We start from the raw sequence: 20,716 nt of genomic DNA, 5'->3' as shown, positions 1-20,716 counted from the left end.
AGGGGTCCTTTCGCAAGCGGGAGGGGTCAGGCGGCTTCTGTCAGCGGATCGATGGAAGCGGACACTGGCGCGCCCTCGTCCCCATGATCGCTGCTGAAGGCGAGGAGGTAGTTGAAAGCTTGTTCGGCCTTGGCCGCGGCGTGAATGATCGCGGTCTTGTCCGCGCGCAGGATTCCGAGCCAGTGGGCGACATAGCTCGCGTGATTGTCGTGGAGCTCGTTGGGCAATCCGAGCTGCGCGCAGATGAGGCCGCTGCCGATCTCGGCAACATATCCTGACAGTCCAGCCCCAATCCGGGGTTCGAGGAAGAAAACCATCGGCTGCCTCCAGCACTGCCCAAAAACCGCATCGGCCTCCCCCGAGGCGGGGGTGGGCGGCGAGAGCGACCGAAGAGGCCCGTTCGAGCGGCGGGCTGCACCCGCAGGGGCGAAATGAAATGGAGCAGCCCGGCGAAGCCGGGGCTTGCAGCCCGCCGTGGCGGGCCTAGCAGGGAGCGCCGACCACCTCCGCGTCGGAAGGGAGGCCCAAAAAGTAGCGCCGCCGCGTCAGCGGCGTCCGCAGATCAGGCGGGCGACAGCCCGCTATCGTCTTTCGCGACAGGCTGCCGCCCGCCCGCGGGCGAGCACTGGTGACGGATCGTGCGCGGCGTCGCCTAGAGCATGTAGCCGATATCCGAGGCGCCGGTCGGATAGGCAAACATGGTGGAGCGTAGATCGGCCGCGGTGAGGCCGTGGCGGATGGCCAGGCCGAAAAGGTTGATCACCTCGTCGGCGTTCGGCCCGACGAGATGCGCGCCGAGGACGAGGTCCGTCCGCTCGTCGATCAGAACTTTGTGGCCATAGACCGGCTCGGCGAGCCGGCGGGCGGTGAACCAGTCCGGCGTCGAGGCCGCGTTAACCCGGAACTTGAGGCCGCTGCGGCGCGCCGCCTCTTCCGAAAGCCCGACGGCGGCGATCGGCGGCACGGTGAAGGCGACGCTCGGAACACCGCGATAGTCGGGCTCGCGCGATGGACCTTGCAGGAGGTTCGCGGCGACGATCTTCGCGTCGTGGCTCGACACCGGGGTCAGGGGCGGCCCGACGCCGGCGGCGTCACCGGCGGCATAGACCCGCGGGTTGGAAATGCTGCGCAGATGCGCATCGAGCTGCAGTCGTCCGTCTTGCACCGCGACCTGCCCGGTGGACAGGTCGAGGCTGCCGAGATCGGGACGACGCCCGGCAGCATGAATGACGAGATCGCAGGCGACCTCCAGGTCCGGCGCTCCCTGGCGAGAGGCACGCACCTGCAGGCCGTCCCCGTTCCGCTCGACCCGTGTGACCGCGGTGCCGGTCTCGATGCGAATGCCGAGCGCCGTGAACCGCGGTGTGAGCCAGCCCACCAGGTCGGGATCGAAATGCGGCAGCAGCCGGCTAGCGCGCTGCAGGATCGTGACTTCGGCGCCGGCACGTGCGGCCAGATGCGAGAACTCCGCGGCGACATAGCCGCCGCCGATCAGCACGATCCGGCGCGGCAGCGTCTCCAGCTCGAGGAAAGCGTCGCTCGTGCTGACCAGCTCCTCGCCTGGAATGCCGAGCGGGATCGGCCCCGCGCCGGTTGCGATCAGGATATGCTGGGCCTGCAACGTCCGACCGTCGACCGCGACCGCGTCCGGGCTTGCGAAGCGCGCTAGCCCGTGGAAGGCGTCGACGCCCAGCTTGGCGTAGCGGCGTTCCTGCTTGGCGGGGACCGGATCGGTAAAGCTGCGCTTGAACGCCATCAGGCTCGGCCAATCGATCGCCAGGTCGCCGCCGACACCATGTCCGGCCATGCGAGCGGCGGCATCGATCGCCTCTTCGCCGCTGACCAGCATCTTCTTGGGATCGCAGCCCCGTAGCGCACAGGTGCCGCCGAACGGGCGGTGGTCGATGACGGCGACGGACCATCCGGCGGCGCGGACCTGGCCGATCGCGACCTGGGCGGCTGTTCCGCTGCCGATGACGATCAGGTCGTAATGGGCCATGGCAATATCCCTCCGAGCATCGGTGCAAAGATCGCGCGGCCGACCTGGAGGGCCTCGCGCAGGGTCAGGCGAATGCCGTCGCGGGCGGTCACGGAACCGTCCATACGCCAGGCTTCAAGATGATCGGCATGGCAGAAGAAAGCCTGCTGAGTGCAGAGCGAAGACGCTGCACAGCCGCCGGTGTAGCGATGACCGGACCAGACGAGAATCCCCTCGGGCACGACGTCGCCCAAGGTGCAGCCCCGGTCGTGGACATGGATCGCAAGCGAGCGCCGGCATTGGCGGCATGACGAGCGGATGAGGCTGGCGTGCGGTGCGATCGTGCAGATCCCCAGCGCGTCGAGGGCGCACATGGCTCCCATCGTGATACCCGCGGCCTCCACCTGATGCTCACTGGGAGCATCGGTGAAAGGATAGGCGCCGCTCACTCGGCCGTCGCCGTCGAGGACCACGAGATCGCGTCCGGCGAGCCGGTGGAGCGCTGCGGCCACGTCGCCGGGCGGGAGCGCAACCGCGGCAGCGATCTCCACCGGCGCCGGCGCGTGGCCCTGGGTGACATAGGCCCGGAGGATGGCACGCCGCACCTCGTCCTCGGTGCTGTCGATGCCATGCCACCTGCGGCCGATAAATGCCGCGAACAGCGCTGTCAGGGCCGAATGGGCGCTTGGCGCGGTGACCGCAGTCCAGTCCGGGACGACGGTGCCGTCGGGGAATGCAACCGTCGGTTCAGGGGCAGCGTCAGCGGGGGTGGCAAGCGTCACGGCTTGTCTTCAGCCGCAGCAGGACGCGCCCTTGCCCTCGATCTGGATCGGCGGACACGGAACGTCGCCATAGGAACAAAAGACGCAGCAATCGCCCTGCTTGGGCTTGAGGACCGCGCCGCAGCCCCGGCAGTCATAGAAAAACTGGCATGCGTTGGTCGGCATCGTCTCGGTCGCCTGATGTCCGCAGTGCGGACAGGTCAGGGTCGAGTGCAGCTCCGGAACGACGTCAGACATAGCTATAACCCGCCCAGAGCAGTGCCGCGCCGACCAATAGGCCGGCGAGAGTGAGGATGCGCGTCCAGCGCGGCGTGCACACGCCGTCCGGGCCGCAGCGCATGGCGGCGAGTTGCTGGCGCAATAGCAGCGCGGCGCCGGCGACGAGGCATAATGCGCCGATCACGAGGAGCGGCGTGCGATAGGGCGCGGAGACGACGGCCACGCCGCTGAGCCAGGCCGCGCCGATGCCGGCGGATGCCAAGAGGATCGGCAGTGCGCAGCAGGCAGCGACGCCGAACGCGGCGGCGATCCCCGCCAGGGTAAGCGCGGCGGTACTTATCCCCTTGGGCGGGCTTGGTGTCTGGGTCACGGGCGACTCCTTGTGGCGGGCATGCAGCTATCCTACCATCTGTAGCGACTACAGACTCAAGAGGTATTTTGAAGATGGCCGCAACCGCCGCGATCCAGATCGGCGAACTCTCGCGCCGTACCAGCTGCAACATCGAGACGATCCGCTATTACGAGCGGATCGGGCTGCTGCCCGTTCCGCCGCGGCGGGGCCGTTACCGCAGCTACGGTCGGGAGGACGTGGCTCGCCTGGGCTTCGTGCGCCGTGCGAGGGAGCTGGGCTTCACCCTTGACGAGGTGCGCGCCTTGCTCGGACTCGCGGCCGGCGGCCAGGCCTCCTGCACCGAAGTCCGCGAGCTCGCGGCGTCGCATCTGCAGGATGTGCGCGCGCGGATCGCGGACCTCAGGCGGATGGAACGGGTTCTGGCAGACTCGGTGCGAGCCTGCGATGCCGGTCAGGATCCGGGCTGTCCGCTGCTTGATGCGCTCGGCGCCGAGGTGCGGGCCGCGTGAGCGTCACGGCTGCTGGGCGTGCATCCAATCGGCCGCCGCCTGCGCCTTGCTGGCCGCAGTGAAGATCGCGCGGCTGTCGTTCTTCAGCACCTGAAGCCAGGAGGCGATATAGGCGGCATGATCGGGACGCGGATCGTGCGCGATGCCGAGGTCGGCAAGCAGGAACGAGGCGGTCAGCTCGGCGGTCGCTTCCTCCATCGCGAGCGCGTCCTTGGTCCACCTGGCGCTGAAATCCCGGTCGAGCCGATGCGCCGCGCCGCTGGCATGGGCACACTCGTGGATATGGGTGCCGTAGAATCCATGCGCGCTACGGAAGGTTGCGAAGTGCGGCATGTAGATGCGGTCTTCGCCGAGATGGTAATAGGCGCTGCTCGACCCGTAGACCGTGTCGATACCGAGCGCGGCGATGAAGGCCTCGGCGGCCGCAAGGCGCTCGCTCTCGGGCAGGACCGGCCCGGGCTCGGGCGCGTAGTCGTCGACCTGATCGGCGTTGAACAGGCTGAACGCCCGGGCGAAGAGCCGCCGTCCCTTGCCGCCATCTTCGTCATCCTGCTCGTCGTCGCGCCGGCTGATCTCCTTCCAGAGGACGCCGAGGCTGGCCTGCTCGCCCTTGCGGACCTGGGCGCCGCGGTCCTGCCACTGACGATAAGTGCCCCAGACCCCGCTCGCATAGCCGCCGCCATAGGCCGCCGCCCAGAGCGACACCGTGTTGATGCCGCGATAGGGCTTGCCGCTGGCGATGTTGGTCGGCCGGGTGACATCGGCGCCGCTGTGATGCCATGGCATGCGCCAGTTGCCCGTACCGGCTTCGATCGCTGCAAGGATCGCCTCGGTGACCCGAGTATAGACGTCGGCTCGTACCTGAGTTGGCATGATCTGAACTCCGCTTGCCCGTCGGGGGCCATCCCCGGCGGCGGAGCTCGACTAGCGCCGGGCACAAGCGCGGTTGCGCACCCGTAGGGCCGCAGCGAAGCGGAGGACGGCAACGCCGTTGCGCCAGCGCGCCGACCGGCGCAGAGCTTCCGCCGTCAGCCGGGGTTGGCCTCCGGCGGCGCGGGGCCGATGGCGTCGATCACGGTAGTGAGCCGGTTGATCTCGGTGGCGAGTGCATGGCGTTGAAGATCCGACAGACGTCGTTCGCGCAGCAATGCCCTGGCATCATCGGCCGCGCGTTCCCAAGCTGGCCTGTGACGGGCGGTGATGCAGGCGTTGGGACAGCGGGTCGGCTCGCACAGCGCCGTGAGCGGCTGCTTGGGATCGGGGGTGGTCACGCGCTTGAGGCAGAGCGCGGTGGCGGGATCGAAGAAGCAATCCGCGAGGAGGCCGACATGGAGGGTTCGCGCGACGCTGGCGAGCATGACACGTAGCCGGGAGCGGTCGGCGATCATGGCGGGCAAGGGCCCGAGCTGCACGGCCGCATCGTCGAGCGTCCGCGCGATGCGTGGTCCCGCCGGCCCCGCGAGTGAGGCACCGCCCTGCCGCCGGTCGAAATAGTCCAGCAGGTCGCCCTGCTGACCGAGCCGGCGCTGCGCCTCGACCTCGGCGCGAAACCCCGATGCGCTGGTTCCGGCATAGCCCTCGAAAGCGGCGACCGAGGCGTGCTTATACTGGATCATGCCGGCGATGGTGCCGAACGGACGGTTGGCGATGTGCCATGCGATGGTGCGGCGGAACTGCCGCGTCGTTATGCGCCACGGCTTGCCACCGGGTCCGGACGGGATGACCGGCACATCAGGGCTGCCGAAGGCAGCGTTGAGGTGGTCGCGGAAGGCGTTGAGTTGGCGGACCACCTCGCTCGACAGATGCGTCTTGGTGGCGGCGCCGGGGCGTAGCACCGGCCAGAGCGTATCGCTGCCGCTGGCGCGCGTCGGTCTTGCCGACAGGCGTTCAAGCACCGCTATCGCGTCTGCGACCGGCTCGATCGTCACCCAGCTCGCCGCCTCGCCCATGGTCGACCGACGCTTGTAGATGGTCGATCGAATGCGATGCCGCTCGACCAGGCCATCCTCGCTGCGCGCGATCGAGAGGCACCCCCGCCGCATCGCCTGCACCTCGCAGTCGCGCATGCCGGTGAGGTAAGCGCACACTATATAGGCGGCCGCCTGAAGCATCCGTTCCTCTTGTGCGAGCGTCTTCGCATCGAAGCGTGCGCGCCATGGCCGACCGCTATCGGGATCAATCGAGATCGGCGTGTCCATGCCGCCCACTTCGACGCCCAGGTCGGCGGCAGCGGCTTCGATCAGGGCGGAGACGCCCTTGGCGAGTCCGAAATGCATGGCCGGTTCCGCCTCAGCATCGACACCGGCATGAAGATGGAGAAGATGGACGTTGATCGGCGGCGTCGCTTCTCCGGTGCGGGGATCGGTGCGCGTGACGCCGTTATGCGCGGTCGTCCAGATCGGCACGCCGCGGCCTTGCCGGGCTCGACGCGCGATATGGCGCTCGAGGCGCGCGCGCTGCCGCAGGCGGCGCTCTGCGCCAGGCAGTCCGCGCTCGGCGGCAAGCAGCCGGGCGCGGCGCGCCTCGAGCCGATCCAGCGCGGCCCGAGCCGATAGAATATCGTGCGCGAAGACGGTGACGTAGCGCAATGACCAGGCGAGCAGTGCGGCGATGACATCTTCCGGAAACCGCGGGGTACGGTTCTCAACGACGTGCCGATAGCCTGCGACGCGGGCGGGTGCCTGTCCGGCCCAGGGCTCAAACGCGAGGCCTCCGCCAGCGAGGCGGTCACGATAGTGATAGAGATCGGAGACCACTTCGAGGAGGTGGCCGACTATGACGGGTCGCCGGGCAGAATCGTGGCGAAGATGCCTGGCATAGGCATCGGCCAGCGCCTGATCGATGCGGCCAAGGTCGAGCCCTCCAAGCGTCAGGCGCGCGAAGGCGAAGAACCGGCGTGCGCGGTTGAATGCCTGGCGGATGCTCGCCGGCGGCAGCTTCGGGCGGTAGCCGGGAAGATCGACGTTGAGGCGGGCGTAGAGATAGGCACGCATCGCCGCCTGCACATCGGCATGTTCGAGCACGTCGAAATGCACGGTGACATGGCAGCGCCGCGCGTTCTCGCGGAACACGGCGGGACCGAGATCCCAGCTTGAGTCGCCGACCCGCGACAGCTCTTCGCGGGCGTGGCCCGCCTTGAGCGGCGCAGTGGCCAGCACGGGCCGATCGTCGAACGCGGGTGCGCGGGCATGGGCGGGCGTGATCATGCGCGTGCTTCCGGCGGCAGATAGAGCCGCTCGCTCTCCATCTGCCAGCGCGCATCGGCGATAACGGCATCGGAGAAGACCGGCAGGACCTGGGTCGTGATGCGGGAATGGACGCGGCCGAACTTGGCCGCCCAGTCGCTCGCCGGGAGGCTCGGTCGCTGCTCTTCGACGAACGCGAGGAAGGCGAGGATCGCGGGAAGCTTGCGCGCGGTGATGACGGCGTTGGGGCAATCGAGGCAGCCCCAGAAGGGCTGCGCGCAGGGTGAGCCGGCCTCGGAGAAGGGGCTGCTATGGAAGCCCGAGCAGGCGGCGAGCCAGACATCCTGTTCGCCGTCGAGCAACGGCCCCACCGTATCGGCCGACATCAACGGCGCCGCCTGCTCGGGCGCTTCGCGCAGCGCCTGCTCGGCCGTGGGCGCGAGGACGGTCGGCATCGCGGCGGCGACCGCCTCGCGAAAGGCATCGGCGACGGCCGCCTCGTGCAGGGGCCGGAGCGACGGCAGGTCGGCATAATGGCGCGCCGCGACCTCGCGCGTGTGACCGACCGCGAAGCGGGCCATGTGCCCCTCGGTCTTGGTGTACCACAGCGCCTTGTGGGTCTTGCGCAGCCGGGAAAGCAGCAGATGCAGCGGCTTGCCGTTATCGTCGACAATGCCACAGCGGCGAGCCCAGGCGGGGAGCGGATACTTGAGGTCGACTATGCCGGCGCGAAGGCCGCCGACGTTGTGATAGGCCCACAGGCAATCGCCGGGCAGGTGCTCGCGGGCAGCCGCCGTGGCGTCGATCAGGCGGCGGATCAGCCCGCCCGGCGTGCCGCCACCGCCGTCGCGGATGCGCATGCTCTTGTGCTCGGCGCCGCGAGCCCGGCGCTTCAGATAGCGCAGCTCCACCGTGCCGGCATGGGCATTGGCGAGACAGTCCACGGTCAGCGTCTTCAGGCACTCGGGCTCAAGGCCCGTCTCAAGCGTGAGCAGCACGAGCAGCGCCGGCAGGTCGCGCGCGAGCAGATGATGCCGGCCATGCAGGTCGTCGATGAGCGTCGCGGTTGGCAGGTTGCGGCGCATGCGCATGAAATAAAGGCTCTTCAGCTCGGGCTGGTCTGCGACGATAAAGCCCTGCCGCGCGATGATCGCTTCGACATCGGCGCGGGCGGCGGTGATGGCCGGATCACCCTCGTCGGTCCGATCGTCGGCGCCGAGACGGCGGAACATCGCTTCGACATCGGCTCGCGCCGCGTCGCGCAGCGCGCGGGCGACGAAGGGGCTGTAGGCATCGCGCGGGGTCGAGCGGCCCGCCGAAGTGGCCAGCGTGTAGCGCAGCCGCTCATGCAGCTCGGGTGCGATCCGATCGGGCCGGTCTGCTTCGATCGCGCGCAGTGTGTTGATGATCTTGCTGACCGTCATGTGACGGTGGATCGCGCCCATCCCACGCCGTTCGAGCGCGGATGCGAAACCATCGATATGGACCGCGCGCAGGTCGCTGACGCCAACCACCTTCAGTCCTTCGTCGGCAAGCCAGGCGAAGAAGTGACGATAGACCTGGACATACTGCTTGATGACGCTGGCCGCACCGATCGGTCCCCCGAGCGCGGCCGACCGACGCAGCGCACCGGCAAAGGCGATGGCGAGCGGGCGAGGATCGAGCGCGGTCATATCGACCAGGACCGTCCCGCCATGCCGCGCCTCGATGGTGAACTTGAGGCCGAACACCGGATCGGGCTGCGGTCGCTCCGGCGTGATGGGCGCGAAGGCGACAGGCCGGCCCTTGCGGGGACGCTCGCTCATGCGCCCTGCGGTCCCGGCAACAGCGCCAGCAGCTCCTCGACGGCCGCATCCACCGTATCGGCGCGGGTCGCGATATGGTCGAGATAGACATAGGTGGTGGCGAGGCTCGCGTGGCCGAGCAGGCGTTGCACCTGTTGCAGCGGGTCGCCCAGGATCAGCCGATAGGTCTCCACCGGCCCCACCGGCAGTGCGGCCTCGCGCAGTCGCTGCTGGATCAGCAGAGCGAGCATATGGACTGCGAAGGTGTGGCGAAGCTGGTGCGGGCTGATCGACAGCGGGAAGCCGTTCTCCTCGCACCGCTTGCAGGCCCGGGTGAAGATCACCTCCCACGAGTTGGGGCGGACAGGCTGCCCGACCTCGGTCAGCCATAGCGCCACCGGCTCGCGGGGCGTTCCATCCTCGTCGCACAGGATCAGGCGGCATCGTTCCTCCGGGGTGCAGACATCGCGCATGCGGTCGAGACCGGCGCGGGTGACGTGGATCGGTCGCTCGAACCTGGCCGCACCGTCGCGCGCGGCGAACTTGGTCACGCCCGCGGCGCGCTCGACGGCGACATAGGCGGTGATCTGACGAAGGAGCCGGCGCGGGACCAGGACGCTGCGTCCGCGGTCGCCCTTGGTGAGCGGCGGCGGCAGGCGCAGCCAAAGCTGCTGAGCCTGATCGTGGTCGTGATCGATGGCCGCAAGCTCATCGGCGAGCAGGCCCGACGCCTCTTCGAGACGCAGGCCGGTTGTGACGAGAAGATCGGCGAACAGCGCGTTGCGCAGCCCGTTGCGATCGCGAGCGCCGGGGCGTTCCGTACCGTCAAGGGCGAGGCCGCGCAGACCGACGTCGCGGAAAATGCGGTAGTCGTCCATCGTGACGAACCGCACATCCGATCGCTTGGCAGTGCGTTCATAGGCGTCGTTGCGCGCGGCGATCATGCCCCGACGCCCCCCATGCGCCGGTCGCCATATAGCGCGCCGACTGAACGGCGCTTCGGCAATCAGCCCTTGGCTCTTACCCCAGCGGTAGAGGCGATCGAGGCTGGCGACTGCCCGGTTCCAGCTTGCCGCGCTGATCCGCTGGGCGGCGTCGCCGCGCCGCCGCGCGCGGTGATAGGCGGTCACATCGTCGCGGGCCGCGTCCCATATCGTCGTGCCGCAGGCATCGAGGAAGCGAAGCCACACCGCAACGTCATAGGCGTAGGCGCGCAGCGAATGGCGCGAGCGGATCCCCGCTAGCGGCAGGTCGACAAAGAAGCGGTCGAGATCGGGATCATAGAGAGCGTCTCCCCGCAGGATCAGCGGCACATGCGCGTCGAGCCCCCTTGGCGTCGCGGCGCTCGCAAACGGTAATGATCGACACCGGCACGAAACCCTCCCCCCCGGACCCCCCACCCGGAAGCTGACCTCACACCGATGCGCCCTATGGCCCGGCAGTTATCAGGCTGGCCTCCGCCAGCTCTTGGGTCAGCGCTACGGCCAGCCTGATAACTGCCTACCGTGGGCGTCCATCGCCGACCTTACTGCAATGTTGCGGGCGGCGCAGACTGTCCAGATAAGGCGACCAGCTCCTCGAATGCGTATGCCTGGTCCCCGAACCGCTTGCCGAACGTCCGCGCGAGGCGGGCGGTGCCGCCCGACCAATGCGTCGTCTCGTGTGCGCGCACCGAAGCATAGTGGTCCATCGTCCTGAAGGACCGCTGGTGCGGCATCTGGATGTAATCGAAAGTCGGGTGGAAGAAGGCGCGATCGCCACCGTGGCGCACTTCGGCGGGGACGGCTCCGAAAAAGGCGTCGATCGCGCTTTGGCGGTCGGATGGGTCGCCAGGATCGATGATCTCGGATCCGGGATAGAAATAGGCTGGAAGTCCGTCGATCTGATCGGCGTTGAAGACGACATAGTGCCGCAGGAACCGGATATTCTTTTCGGTCTCGGCGCCCGTAACGGGATTGGCCTCGGTCTTTTTGAAGTTGGAATAATAGACTGAGAGTGAGCCGCTTTCGCCGCGGCGGACATTTGCGCCAAGCGCCTCGGCCTGGCGGTAAGTCATCCAATAACGGGATCGATAGCCATTCGCGTCGGCGATCGCCCAGAGATAGATGGTGTTGATGCCGGTGTATGGCGTGCCACAGTGCCGCAGCGGTCTGCCCCCGGCGCCGGTGACGCGCCACGGTCGGCTCCAGGGCGCAACCCCTTCCTCCAGTTTGCGAATGATGAGACTGGTGATCTCGGCCGCGACGTCGCGGCTCGGTGTCGATTTGGCGCGCATGGTGATGTGCTCCGGTCGCATGACGGGATGGCCGCCGGCGCGGGCGCGCCGACGGCCAGTTTCTCGCGGTTGTTCGGATCGCTGTGGCCGGGTGGTCAGGCCTCGACCGGTTCGAAGAGCTCGCCGCCCTCGGCCTGCGAGCCGCGTTCTGCGTCATTGGACGGGTCTTCGGCATCGCCGTCATCAGCGGGATCGATGACGGTAGCGTTGGCATCGTCGAGGAACCGCATCGCATTGGGAACCCAGGCGAGCGCGGCCTGCTTGACCTCAGGTTCGACGATCGACTCACCGGCGAACAGCTTCTGGCAGCTTTCGGAGATCTCGGTCTTCTTGAGCGAAGCGTGACGGGCCGTGAGCGCCGGCCCCCCGACATCGTGGAGGAGGCTGAGGATGGTGCCCTTGTTCACGCGGTCGAAGAAATTCTCCGAGGTCGGCCGCCACCAGCCCGCGACGTCAACCTCGAGGATCGTGGCGATCCGGTTGTGAAGCGGAACCTGGGCATTGGACGGGCCGGGCTTCGCTTCGAGCGACAGCGCGACGATATAAGCGAGCCAGTTCGCCTTGCTGTCATCATCGAGAGCGCGGAACCCCTCGAAACGATCCACCTCGCTGTCATGCTCAGTCCACGCGGCGTCGAGACCATCATGAGCTTCCGCCAGGTAGGCCCGTGCGCGGGAGCTGGGCATGTCTCCGACCATGGGATCCTGCGGACCCATCGCGCGAATCGTCGTGCCGTATTTGACGGCGCTGTCGGTGGCACCGCCGGATGAGCACATCCGGGCGTCGATCATCACGAACAGCGCGAAGTCTAGCGCCAGTGCGGGCTGCGCTAGGAGGCACGACGCCAGGATGTCGCGTCGTTGGATCGCAAGCTCATCGTACAGCCGCCCGCTGAGTGGCTTTCCGCCGGGCGCCACCGCCTCGGGCCGACGGTCCGGCTGCGCGGAACCACGATCGGCGACGCGAAATCCTCCGGTCGGCGACTCTTCCCGACCCGCCTCGCCGTCACGAGCAGTATCATCCTCGCCCGTGACCGGTTCGCGCGGCTTTTCAATGAGAATTTGCTGCTCGCTGTAATATTGCGAATCGAGCCGCATCTCGCCTTGAGGGGTGAGGACGAGGAACGCTCCCACATGGACTTTCAGCTCGTCCGGCAACACCGGAGGGCGATTCTCGATTGCCTCGGCCTCGGCGATCAGCCGATCATCTTCCTGGTCGAGCACCTTGACCGCCTCCTCAGAAAGATCCGCATCCTGCATCTCGGCTTCGAGAGCACCGCGACGCTCTGCGATTTCGGCAAGCCGAGCACTCTGGGACGCGGTCAGTTCCGGCGGTTGAAGAATGACGCGGTAGAGCCCGTGGGCGGCATTGTGCGTGTAGTTGCTGGCGATCGGGCGGATCCAGGCGAGCCCAGTCTCCTCACCGATCCGCCGGGCCTCGGCCTCCATGATCTCGCCGGCGAGACGATGGGCGATCTCCGGATTGACCCAACGGTCGTTGCCGTCTGTGAAAAGGTCGCCGTCGATCTTGCCGCCGGCAGTACGATAGCGCGGTTCGCCGACCAGCATCGCGATGGGGTCGCTGGCTTTGAGCGTCTCGTTTTCAATGACCCGGCGGATCGTGTCTGCGGTCACCTCACTGTGCTTATACGTGTTCCAGACCAGGAGCTGCTTCTCGCGGTTCTCGGTCGAGGCGTATGCCTTGGCGATATCAAGCGTGATCTCGCCCTTGCTCAGCGCCTCGAAGATCGGCTCGGCGAGCGAGGCGAGCCGCAGGCGACCCTCCACGAAGCGACGGGTGACGCCGAACCGCTTGGCAACCGCATCGATGTCGCCGCTCTTGCCGATGAAGTGCTGGAAAGCGCGGCATTCTTCGGCCGGCGTCATCTTCAGCTGATGAAAGTTGGTGGCGGTCGAAGTCTCGGAGAGTTCGGCATCCTCCCCCGTCAGCACCATGACAGGCACGTCGTAGTCCGCCTCGGAGATCGTACCGCGCTCCGCCAGAAGACGGAGCGCTCGCCAACGGCGGCCGCCGTCGAACACCTCATAGGTCCCGCGCGGCTTTTTGGCCGGAGTGACGAGAAGGTTCTGCAGGACGCCCTTGGCCTCGATGCTCGCGGCCATGGGCCCGATCTGGAGCTGCTCGTCCGGCGCTGTGCGAACGTTGATTGGTGAGAGACGCAGCTTGCTGAGTTTGACGGTCTGGATCACGGGGGAAACTCCTGATGGCGTCCGGCAAGTTCCGGACACCATTCCCGACCCCCCTTCCCTCTCTCTGGCTCAGAGCGCTCCGGGAGGGTGGACGCCGCCCCCCCCCGTGCTCGCTCTCGGTCGCCTCATGCTTAGAGACGCGCGCACAAAAACGAAGGGCCGCCCTTTCGGACGACCGTTCCATTGTCCTGCCTGAACGGGCAGCTCAGCCGAGCCGGACTCCCGAGGCGGAGGTCTTGCTCATGAGAACTGCCGCACGCGGCATATGACAATGAGACATCTGACCACCTCCTTTCCGTTGTTGAACGATCGCTAAGATGTGGGCGCACAACGCGAATTTTCAATCCTGCGAATATTCGCGGTGGCTTATTCCGCATGCGCGTTGGCCGCCTCAGGCAGCGGCGCGCAGTATGCGATCGAGCGTGTCGCCGGCCGTTGCCATGGGCAGGAAGATGCGGGTTCGGTACTGGATGACCTCGGTGAAACAACCGAGGGCCTTAAGCCATGCGAGTTGCTGCGACGGTGCACCGACCAGTTCGATCCGCTGAGAGGCGTTCACCAGGGAGCGTTTGATCGTCATCGGGAACGGCCTGGTCAGATCGACGCTGCGTCCCGACGAGGCAGACTTGATGATATCCGCGGGTGGCATGTTCTCGGCACGGTCGATGCCGAGCCTTGTGAAGAGTTGCACGACATGCTCGTCGAAGACGAGGCGTCCGAGCCAGCTGTTGCCAGCCTTGTCCGCGATCCGGTTGACCACGAGATGATCGCTCGGCAGCGCGGACCAGATCGGGAGCAGCAAGCCGGTCGCGAGCCGAATGGTTTCGGTGTCGACCTTGTTCGCTGCAACTTCTGCCTCTTCGAGCCACTTTCGACAGAAAGCGTCGCGGTCGATCGGCGTCCAGGCGCTCTCGAACAGCTCCTGCTCCCGCATGTATTCACGCCGTGTCGGCCGCATAAGCTCGAAACGCGGAATGGGCGTTCCCTCTTTCTCCTCCATGAGAGCGCGGGCACGGGTCTGCAACGCGACCATGCCGGACTTCCCGTTGATCAGGAACTCGGCTGTAGCATCGCTGTCCGCGATATGGAGGATGCGGTCCAGCGCGACCGGCGTTCTGCGATGAGCGATCTCGATCGTGAGCAGGTGTGATGTCGCCCCACTGACCGGATCGGTTCGCAAGAGTGTGTCATCCACCAGCGTCGCGGTGTCGACGAGGATCGTCTCGACTCCGAGGTCGAGACGCCCGGCGTCGCGCGCGGCCGAAACACGGGTTTCGACCAAAGAAAGAAACTCATCGAATATCTTGTTCTGAAGGGCGATCGGGAGCGCCAGGATCCGGTTGAGCCAGCGCTGGATGGGCGGAAGCTCATCCCTCATGACTCCGTCCTTATCGCAGAGCTCTAGCCCGGTTCGGCTTTCGAACTCGCTATGCGACACGCTGGTCAGCTTGCCACCGACAAGCAGATGAAACCAGCTGACGAGCGCCGCGCAGGCATATTCGCTCTCGAGATTATCGGCGGGATCAAAGAGGTTTTGCCCGCCGGTCTGGCGCTGGCCGCGGGTAAGAGCGCCCAGGCTGTCGAGGCGGCGCGCGATCGTGCTCGTGAAGCGCAGCTCGCCCTTGCAATCGGTTGTCACCGGCCGGAAGAGCGGGGTGCTCGCCTGATGCGTGCGATGGGTGCGGCCCAGGCCCTGGATGGCCCGGTCGGCGCGCCAGCCGGGCTCCAGCAACAAGTGGACGCGCTGTTCCTGGTTCGGCACGTCGCGCGACGCATGGTATGACCGACCCGTCCCGCCGGCATCGGAGAAGATGAGGATCCGCTTGCGGCCCTGCATGAAGGCGGCCGCCTCGGCCTGGCTGGTCCGGGTCGAGCGGGTTTCCAGCTTCTGGCGGCCGTCGGCCATCGAGACAAGCCGCTTGGTCCGCCCCGTCACTTCGGCGACCGTATCATGCCCGAACTGCTCTAGCAGGCCGTCGAGTGCGGAGGTGATTGGCGGCAAGGCACACAGGTCTTCAATGAGCTGTGAACGGGCGGCCTCGGCCTCCGGGTTGTAAACGGGATTTCCCGCCTCGTCTTCCATGGGCACGGAACGCTGCGTGCCGGTATCGTCCGTGAAAATGCGCATCTGCCGCGTCGGGAAGGCGCGCTCGAGATAGTCGATCACATATTCGCGAGGCGACAGATCGATCTCGAGCTCGGCGCGCTCGTCGGGGCTCAGCGCGTCGAGACGACGATCCAGGATCGACTCTGCGGTGGTAACTAGCTGTAGTACGACCGATTGGCCGTTTGCGAGATGTTGGCGGACGGCGGCGATCACGGTCGGAAGCTTCATGGACAGCAGCACCTGTCCGAAGAAGCGCTGCTTGGTGGATTCGAAGCGCGAGCGGGCCGACGCCTTGGCACCGCTGTTCAGCGTGGCGTTTTCCAGCCCGTCGACGACGCCGGTGAGTTCGAGTGCCCGTTCCATGTTCTGGTGGATGATCGACCAGGCGTCGGCATATGTGTCATAGATTTCGATCTGGGCCGGGGTCAGCTCGTGCCGCAGAATTTCGTACTCGACGCCCGCGAAACTCAAGGCTCGGGCCATGTAGAGACCGGTCGCCTTGAGATCGCGAGCAACTAGCTCCATCGCCGCGATGCCGCCCTTGCGGATGCCGCTGATGAATTGCTCGCGATCGGCAAAGGCGGTCTCCGGTCCCCAGAGACCGAGGCGGACCGCATATGCGAGATTGTTGACGTCGGACGCGCCGGTCGCAGAGGCATAGAGCACGCGCGCACTGGGAAGTTGGTTCTGGAGAAGCACGCCGCAGATACCCTGCTGCGATCCTTCCTTGGCGCCAAGGGCGCCCTCCCCGCCCGCGACGCCGCCCATTTCATGAGCCTCGTCGAACGCCAGCACGCCTTGGAAGTCGGCCCCCGCCCAATCGACGATCTGCTTCAGCCGGCTGTGATCGCCGCGCATCGAGCGCAGCGTGGGATAGGTGACGAGGAGGACACCCTGATCGAGCCTGATCGGCTCGTCGATCTTCCAGTTGGAGATGGGCTGAATGTCGCCGCTGAGACCGCCGAGCGCAGTCCAGTCCCGGCGCGCATCTTCGAGAAGGGGGGCGTTCTTGGTGACCCAGATGTTGCGGCGACGGCCTTGAAGCCAGTTGTCGAGAATGCAGGCTGCTATCTGCCGGCCCTTCCCTGTACCCGTCCCATCTCCCAGGAAGAAGCCTTTTCGATAGGCGTCGCCGTCCTCGGCAAGGGTCAAGCCGACGCCTTCCTTGTTCGGCTTGAAGCGACCGGGGATCGTCTGCGCCCAGGCATGCCCCGCATAGACGACCGTTTCGAGCTGGGAAGCGGAAAGCAGGCGCTCGGCGACGGTGCGCTCGGGTAGCGACGGGACATAGTCGGGGACCGGCGCCGGGATCGATCCCATCGCCACGGATTCGACCAGCGCGGTCGGATGTTCGCCGGCGGTGGCGAAGCTGATGCGGCTTGGACGGTAGGGAAGATAGACGCCGGTCTGCTCGAGGAGCGGTGCAGGCGTCGCGAGCTTCTCATATTCGACGGGGAGCACATCGTTACGAACGGGTGCGTGAAAGGTCCGCGGTTCTGGGCGGCTGCTCTTGACCGCGCGAAAAAGCGAGACGCCGCCCGACCGCTTTGGCGCAGGCACGCACTCGTCTCGACGGGCCCTCGATCTTGCGGGAACGCGCAGCGCATCGAGAAGCTCGGCCACGGAAGAGCGCTGGATTACGGAAGGCGGCGCCTTGCCGGGGACCTTGTCGATCACGAACAGTCGGACGGCGATCGAGGTCCCGTGCTTCAAATAGCACTTTTCGAGCCGCACCGAGGTCTGGACGGTGACGTTGCGCAGCACCGTTTCGTACTGGTCGCGCATTCTGGCGCTGGGTCCGAACCAATCAGGCATGATCGCAACCAGACGTCCCCCCGACTGCAGCCGGCGAAGCGCAGCCTGTAGATGGCGGACCGCCGCATAGTCGTCGGCGCCACGCCCGAGGGAGCGCGAGAACGGCGGATTCATGAGGATGAGCGAGGGTCGCTCGGCAGCAGCCAAGGTCGAGTTGATCGTTGCGCCATCCTCGCCGGAGATCGTAGCCTCCGGGAAGACGTGGTGCAGCCGCCCACGGCGGAGGGGATCGAGCTCGTTGAGGTGGAGGGCTTTGTGCTGCCCGATTTGAGCGACAAGCAGTCCGTTGCCGGCGCTCGGCTCGAGGATGACGTCATCGGGCTGGACGTCCGCAAGCAGGACCGCGACGGCGGCGATGTCGACTGGCGTTGAAAATTGCTGCCAGTCGAGTTGCTCCTCGCTCCGCACCGTCTGGGTCGGGAGCCTCTCCGAAAGTGCGACCAGGCCGCTGACTTCAGCAAAAGAATTCAAGCCCTGGCAGCTTGAGCGGAGGTGTAGGGCGAGCGCATGTTCGAGGACCTCGAAGCTCGTGCGCTGAGTCCAGCGACCGTCGGCGTCGGACCCGCCGAAAGCAGTGACCATGATATCGTTGATCAGGCGGCGGCTGATGACGCTGTCCGCTGCGAGGTGCGGAAGGAGAAGACGCGCGGCTTGATGGTCGGCGCCATCGGCCGCGTGGAAGAGGTCGGTCATCTCGGAATCTCCTGCGTGGCTGCACCCTCAGCAGCATCACGCTCTCGATCCCCCTCCCCTCTTCCGGCGCCGAGCGCCTAGGCGCTGATGCGCTGGACGGTGGCGTCGAGGGCTTTCGCCCAATCCTTGAACTTTGCCGGGGGCGGTGCCCGGCGGATAATCAGACCCGGCCGTCGATAAAGGTTTTCCGCCTTGTCGGCGGCGCGTCGGCCTTCGGCGTCATTGTCCTGGGCGATGAGCAGCGTATCGATCGCGGACGGGATGACCAGTTGATCGAGCCGCCGTGCGCCGAGAGAAGCCCAGCAGGGGATGGCGTTGAGACGAGCGAACGCATCTGCGGTTTCGAAGCCTTCGGCAATCGCAAGGATGGTGCCCCCCTCCCCGCCCCGCCACGAGCCGTTCCCAGGCGTGCCAAGCATTACCTTGCGCGTATAGTCGGCGGTCGCGGGGTCGAGAAAAATCCTCTGAATGGCGACCAGTTGACGGGTCTCGCGCACCGCGATCAGCAGGGCAGGCTCGAATATGGTCTTCGGCTTCGGCATGTACGGGCACCGCGGATGGAAGCGCACCTCGCGTGGCGGCGGAAGGAGGTTGCGGCGAGCGAGATAGCGCTCGGCCAAGGTGCCTCGAACATCGCCAGCCTGCTCCCAGAGCCGCTCGACATTGGCCGGGCGCTGCGGACCGGTTGCCTCGGGTGCCGAATAGTGGCGATCTGGTCGGACCCGGCGGAGTTCCCGCAGGACGTCTTCTCGCGAGCATCCGGCAAAGCAGGTAACGAGGATCCCGCGATCACCTTGGCGGATCGACAGGCTTGGATCGCTGTCGCTATGAGCTGGGCAGCGGCACATCGCGATATAGCCGCTCCAGGTACCACCGAGCGCTCCGACGATGTCGACTAGTTCCTGCGTGGGCCTCTTGGCTGTAAGCGGCATGGGTTCACCTCCTGCTCGCCAGCCTAGACCCCTCTCCCCTCCTCAGCGACGTGCCAGTTGTCGACGGGTGCGACTCGGGTGAACTTCCTCAAAGAATCATCTTTAAAAACGCCGCTGCTCGCAGCGGAAGGATTCGTGATTCAAAAGATTCAGATTCAGGGCACGAAAAGCTCATAGAAATCAACGGACTACGGCGTTTTGCCTGACCGGACGGGGGTGTTTGACTGACCCATTGGGGGCTTCAACCTGTCCCGTTGGGGGGCGATACCTGACCTGCTGGGGCAATCCTGACCGATTGGGGGGGGGCGTCATTCTTGGCGTGCTTCGGCCTAGTTTTGAGGCGCCCTGATCGACGAAGCGATCGGAAAGGCGGTTCGCGAGCATTGTTTGGGGGGCGCCGCGCGACTCGGCAGCGTTCCTCGAATTCTTGCCCACAGCCATGCAAATTTGTCCTGACCGATTGGGGGAGGCCGGGCGGCGGATGATCCTGACCTGACTTGACGGACGAGGTCAGGTCAGGCAGCAACTAGGCACCGGAGACTCACAACTGATCGTAATTATGGCATGGAAACCGACGCTGGCCAAATAGACGAGGCAGTAGACCAGAGCGGCGAGGAAGCATCGCCAGGCCGTGCGATGCGAGTTGCGGCGGCGCTGAAGGCCAAAGGTGGCGATCAGTTCGCCAAACCAGGCAACATCATCGAGGTTAAGTTCGTCAAGGGCGAGTCTCTTAGTCTGACAGCCTCGCGATTGCTTGCGCTGATGATCCTTACGGCGGGCGGGGATGCCTGGGAGGATCGTCCGCATCGCATGCGCAAGGCAGACATCCGCCGGGGTCACAAGGGCAATGAGCGTATCAGCGACATGTTGGAGGAGCTCCATCGCACGCTGTTCGCAGTCGACGACAAATCGTGGCGAGGGAAGAAGGCCACGCTCCGCTTTTCGCTCATCTCGCGATCGCGCGAGGAGACGGAGGAGGACGGTGGCGAGGCGGGTTGGATCGAATGGGAGTTCACGCCCGACGCGCGGAAGCTCATCCAGGCTTCCGAGACCTATGCGGTGCTCAACCGGCAGGCCGTTCTTGGCTTCAGATCGAGCTACGCTCTAAAACTTTATGAGCTTGGCGCGCTCCGGCTGCATCGGAGGCAGGCCACATGGAAGGGCGACATGCAAGCGCTCCGCGCCGCGCTCGGCATTCCGCCGGAGGTCTATGCTGACTTCGCCCAGTTGCGGCGGAAGGTGCTGGAAAAGGCGAAGGCCGAGATCGATCAGCTGGCCCATTTCAGGGTGGAGTGGCGGGAGATCCGGCAGGGGCGGACGGTCACCGAGCTGGAGTTCCGCTTCGAGCCAAAGGGCGCACCCGAGGTCATCGAGACGGTGGATGAGCTAAATCGGCACTCATCGGGACGCGAATCGAGGCGTGACGGTAGCGTGGAGACGGTGAGCGTCGCGCGGGCAGGGCAGGGGATGATTTCGGCGCCAAAGAAGGTTCTTCCCAAAGCCAAGCCGGAGGAGAAGACGTTCCCGCGTGGGTCGCTTCATTTTGGCGAGGATGAACTCCTGGCGATCGGCCGTGCACATGGCGGTGGCTGGGACATCAACATGATCGCGGATGCCTATCGCGAGCATATGGGTGAGCGCCTTGGAAAGGTCCGGGGTGCCAAGATGGTCGCGTCTTGGAAGGGATTCTGCGAGGGCTGGGTCAACCGTCGGGGACGTCCCTGAGAGCAGGAATTGCACGCGTGCAATTTCGATGACCCCCACCGAGTCAGGATGACGGGTAAAACGAGCCCGATGGCGGCTTCACGGTACGACGACTTTCGAAAGTTCGTCATTTCTTGACCGAAAAGCGCAAGTCGGTGTACCACACGCCGA

At 66.1% G+C, this 20,716-nt stretch carries 14 protein-coding genes; 2 read left to right on the top strand and 12 right to left on the bottom strand.

Translation table 11 applies throughout. The features are described 5' to 3' along the window. Positions 1–26: 26 nt before the first annotated feature. The 4 genes from JW805_20175 to JW805_20160 all read right to left on the bottom strand — a co-directional run bounded on the left by JW805_20175 (position 27) and on the right by JW805_20160 (position 3,319). Positions 27–317 carry a hypothetical protein gene (locus JW805_20175; GenBank protein ID MBN2974315.1) on the bottom strand — a complete coding sequence of 97 codons (291 nt, stop codon included), beginning with the start codon at positions 315–317 and terminating at the stop codon, positions 27–29. Between the two features lie 335 nt (positions 318–652). Beyond that, complete coding sequence (locus JW805_20170) at positions 653–1,999, bottom strand: NAD(P)/FAD-dependent oxidoreductase (protein ID MBN2974314.1); 1,347 nt, start codon at positions 1,997–1,999, stop codon at positions 653–655. Continuing rightward, positions 1,981–2,604 (bottom strand): mercuric reductase, encoded by a 624-nt coding sequence (locus JW805_20165; GenBank protein MBN2974313.1) that lies wholly within the window; start codon positions 2,602–2,604, stop codon positions 1,981–1,983. Before JW805_20165 ends, JW805_20170 begins: the two co-directional genes overlap by 19 nt. Positions 2,605–2,989: 385 nt before the next feature. Beyond that, a complete protein-coding gene (locus JW805_20160) occupies positions 2,990–3,319 on the bottom strand; it encodes a mercuric reductase (protein ID MBN2974312.1) in 330 nt (109 codons plus the stop codon). 104 nt (positions 3,320–3,423) lie between these two features. On the opposite strand from JW805_20160, the gene JW805_20155 reads away from it, so the two are divergent. Then, positions 3,424–3,840 carry a helix-turn-helix domain-containing protein gene (locus JW805_20155; protein MBN2974311.1) on the top strand — a complete coding sequence of 139 codons (417 nt, stop codon included), beginning with the start codon at positions 3,424–3,426 and terminating at the stop codon, positions 3,838–3,840. Between the two features lie 3 nt (positions 3,841–3,843). On the opposite strand, the gene JW805_20150 is transcribed toward JW805_20155, so the two are convergent. The 8 genes from JW805_20150 to JW805_20115 all read right to left on the bottom strand — a co-directional run bounded on the left by JW805_20150 (position 3,844) and on the right by JW805_20115 (position 18,841). After that, positions 3,844–4,713: a DUF1738 domain-containing protein gene (locus JW805_20150; protein MBN2974310.1), complete on the bottom strand. Its 870-nt coding sequence runs from the start codon at positions 4,711–4,713 to the stop codon at positions 3,844–3,846. 155 nt (positions 4,714–4,868) lie between these two features. Next, positions 4,869–7,046, bottom strand: coding sequence for an integrase (locus JW805_20145; protein MBN2974309.1), 2,178 nt, complete (start codon positions 7,044–7,046; stop codon positions 4,869–4,871). Beyond that, positions 7,043–8,830, bottom strand: coding sequence for a hypothetical protein (locus tag JW805_20140; protein MBN2974308.1), 1,788 nt, complete (start codon positions 8,828–8,830; stop codon positions 7,043–7,045). The genes JW805_20145 and JW805_20140 overlap by 4 nt, the downstream gene beginning before the upstream one ends. After that, entirely contained in the window at positions 8,827–10,122 is a 1,296-nt protein-coding gene (locus tag JW805_20135; GenBank protein MBN2974307.1) for a tyrosine-type recombinase/integrase, read from the bottom strand. Before JW805_20135 ends, JW805_20140 begins: the two co-directional genes overlap by 4 nt. A 212-nt stretch (positions 10,123–10,334) precedes the next feature. Beyond that, on the bottom strand, positions 10,335–11,084 hold the full coding sequence (locus JW805_20130; protein MBN2974306.1) for a DUF1738 domain-containing protein: 750 nt from the start codon (positions 11,082–11,084) through the stop codon (positions 10,335–10,337). A 95-nt stretch (positions 11,085–11,179) separates the two neighbouring features. Further along, positions 11,180–13,294 carry a ParB/RepB/Spo0J family partition protein gene (locus JW805_20125; GenBank protein ID MBN2974305.1) on the bottom strand — a complete coding sequence of 705 codons (2,115 nt, stop codon included), beginning with the start codon at positions 13,292–13,294 and terminating at the stop codon, positions 11,180–11,182. A 391-nt stretch (positions 13,295–13,685) separates the two neighbouring features. Further along, on the bottom strand, positions 13,686–17,909 hold the full coding sequence (locus JW805_20120) for a strawberry notch family protein (protein MBN2974304.1): 4,224 nt from the start codon (positions 17,907–17,909) through the stop codon (positions 13,686–13,688). Positions 17,910–17,986: 77 nt separating this feature from the next. Beyond that, positions 17,987–18,841: a toprim domain-containing protein gene (locus JW805_20115; protein ID MBN2974303.1), complete on the bottom strand. Its 855-nt coding sequence runs from the start codon at positions 18,839–18,841 to the stop codon at positions 17,987–17,989. Between the two features lie 564 nt (positions 18,842–19,405). On the opposite strand from JW805_20115, the gene JW805_20110 reads away from it, so the two are divergent. Continuing rightward, positions 19,406–20,566, top strand: a complete 1,161-nt coding sequence (locus tag JW805_20110; protein ID MBN2974302.1) for a replication initiation protein — start codon at positions 19,406–19,408, stop codon at positions 20,564–20,566. Positions 20,567–20,716 lie beyond the last annotated feature (150 nt).

The sequence above is a fragment of the Roseomonas aeriglobus genome (genome assembly GCA_016937575.1).
GTDB lineage: Bacteria > Pseudomonadota > Alphaproteobacteria > Sphingomonadales > Sphingomonadaceae > Sphingomonas > Sphingomonas aerigloba.
The sequence above is the reverse complement of the archived record's forward strand: the minus strand, read 5'-3'. Positions and strand labels throughout refer to the sequence as shown.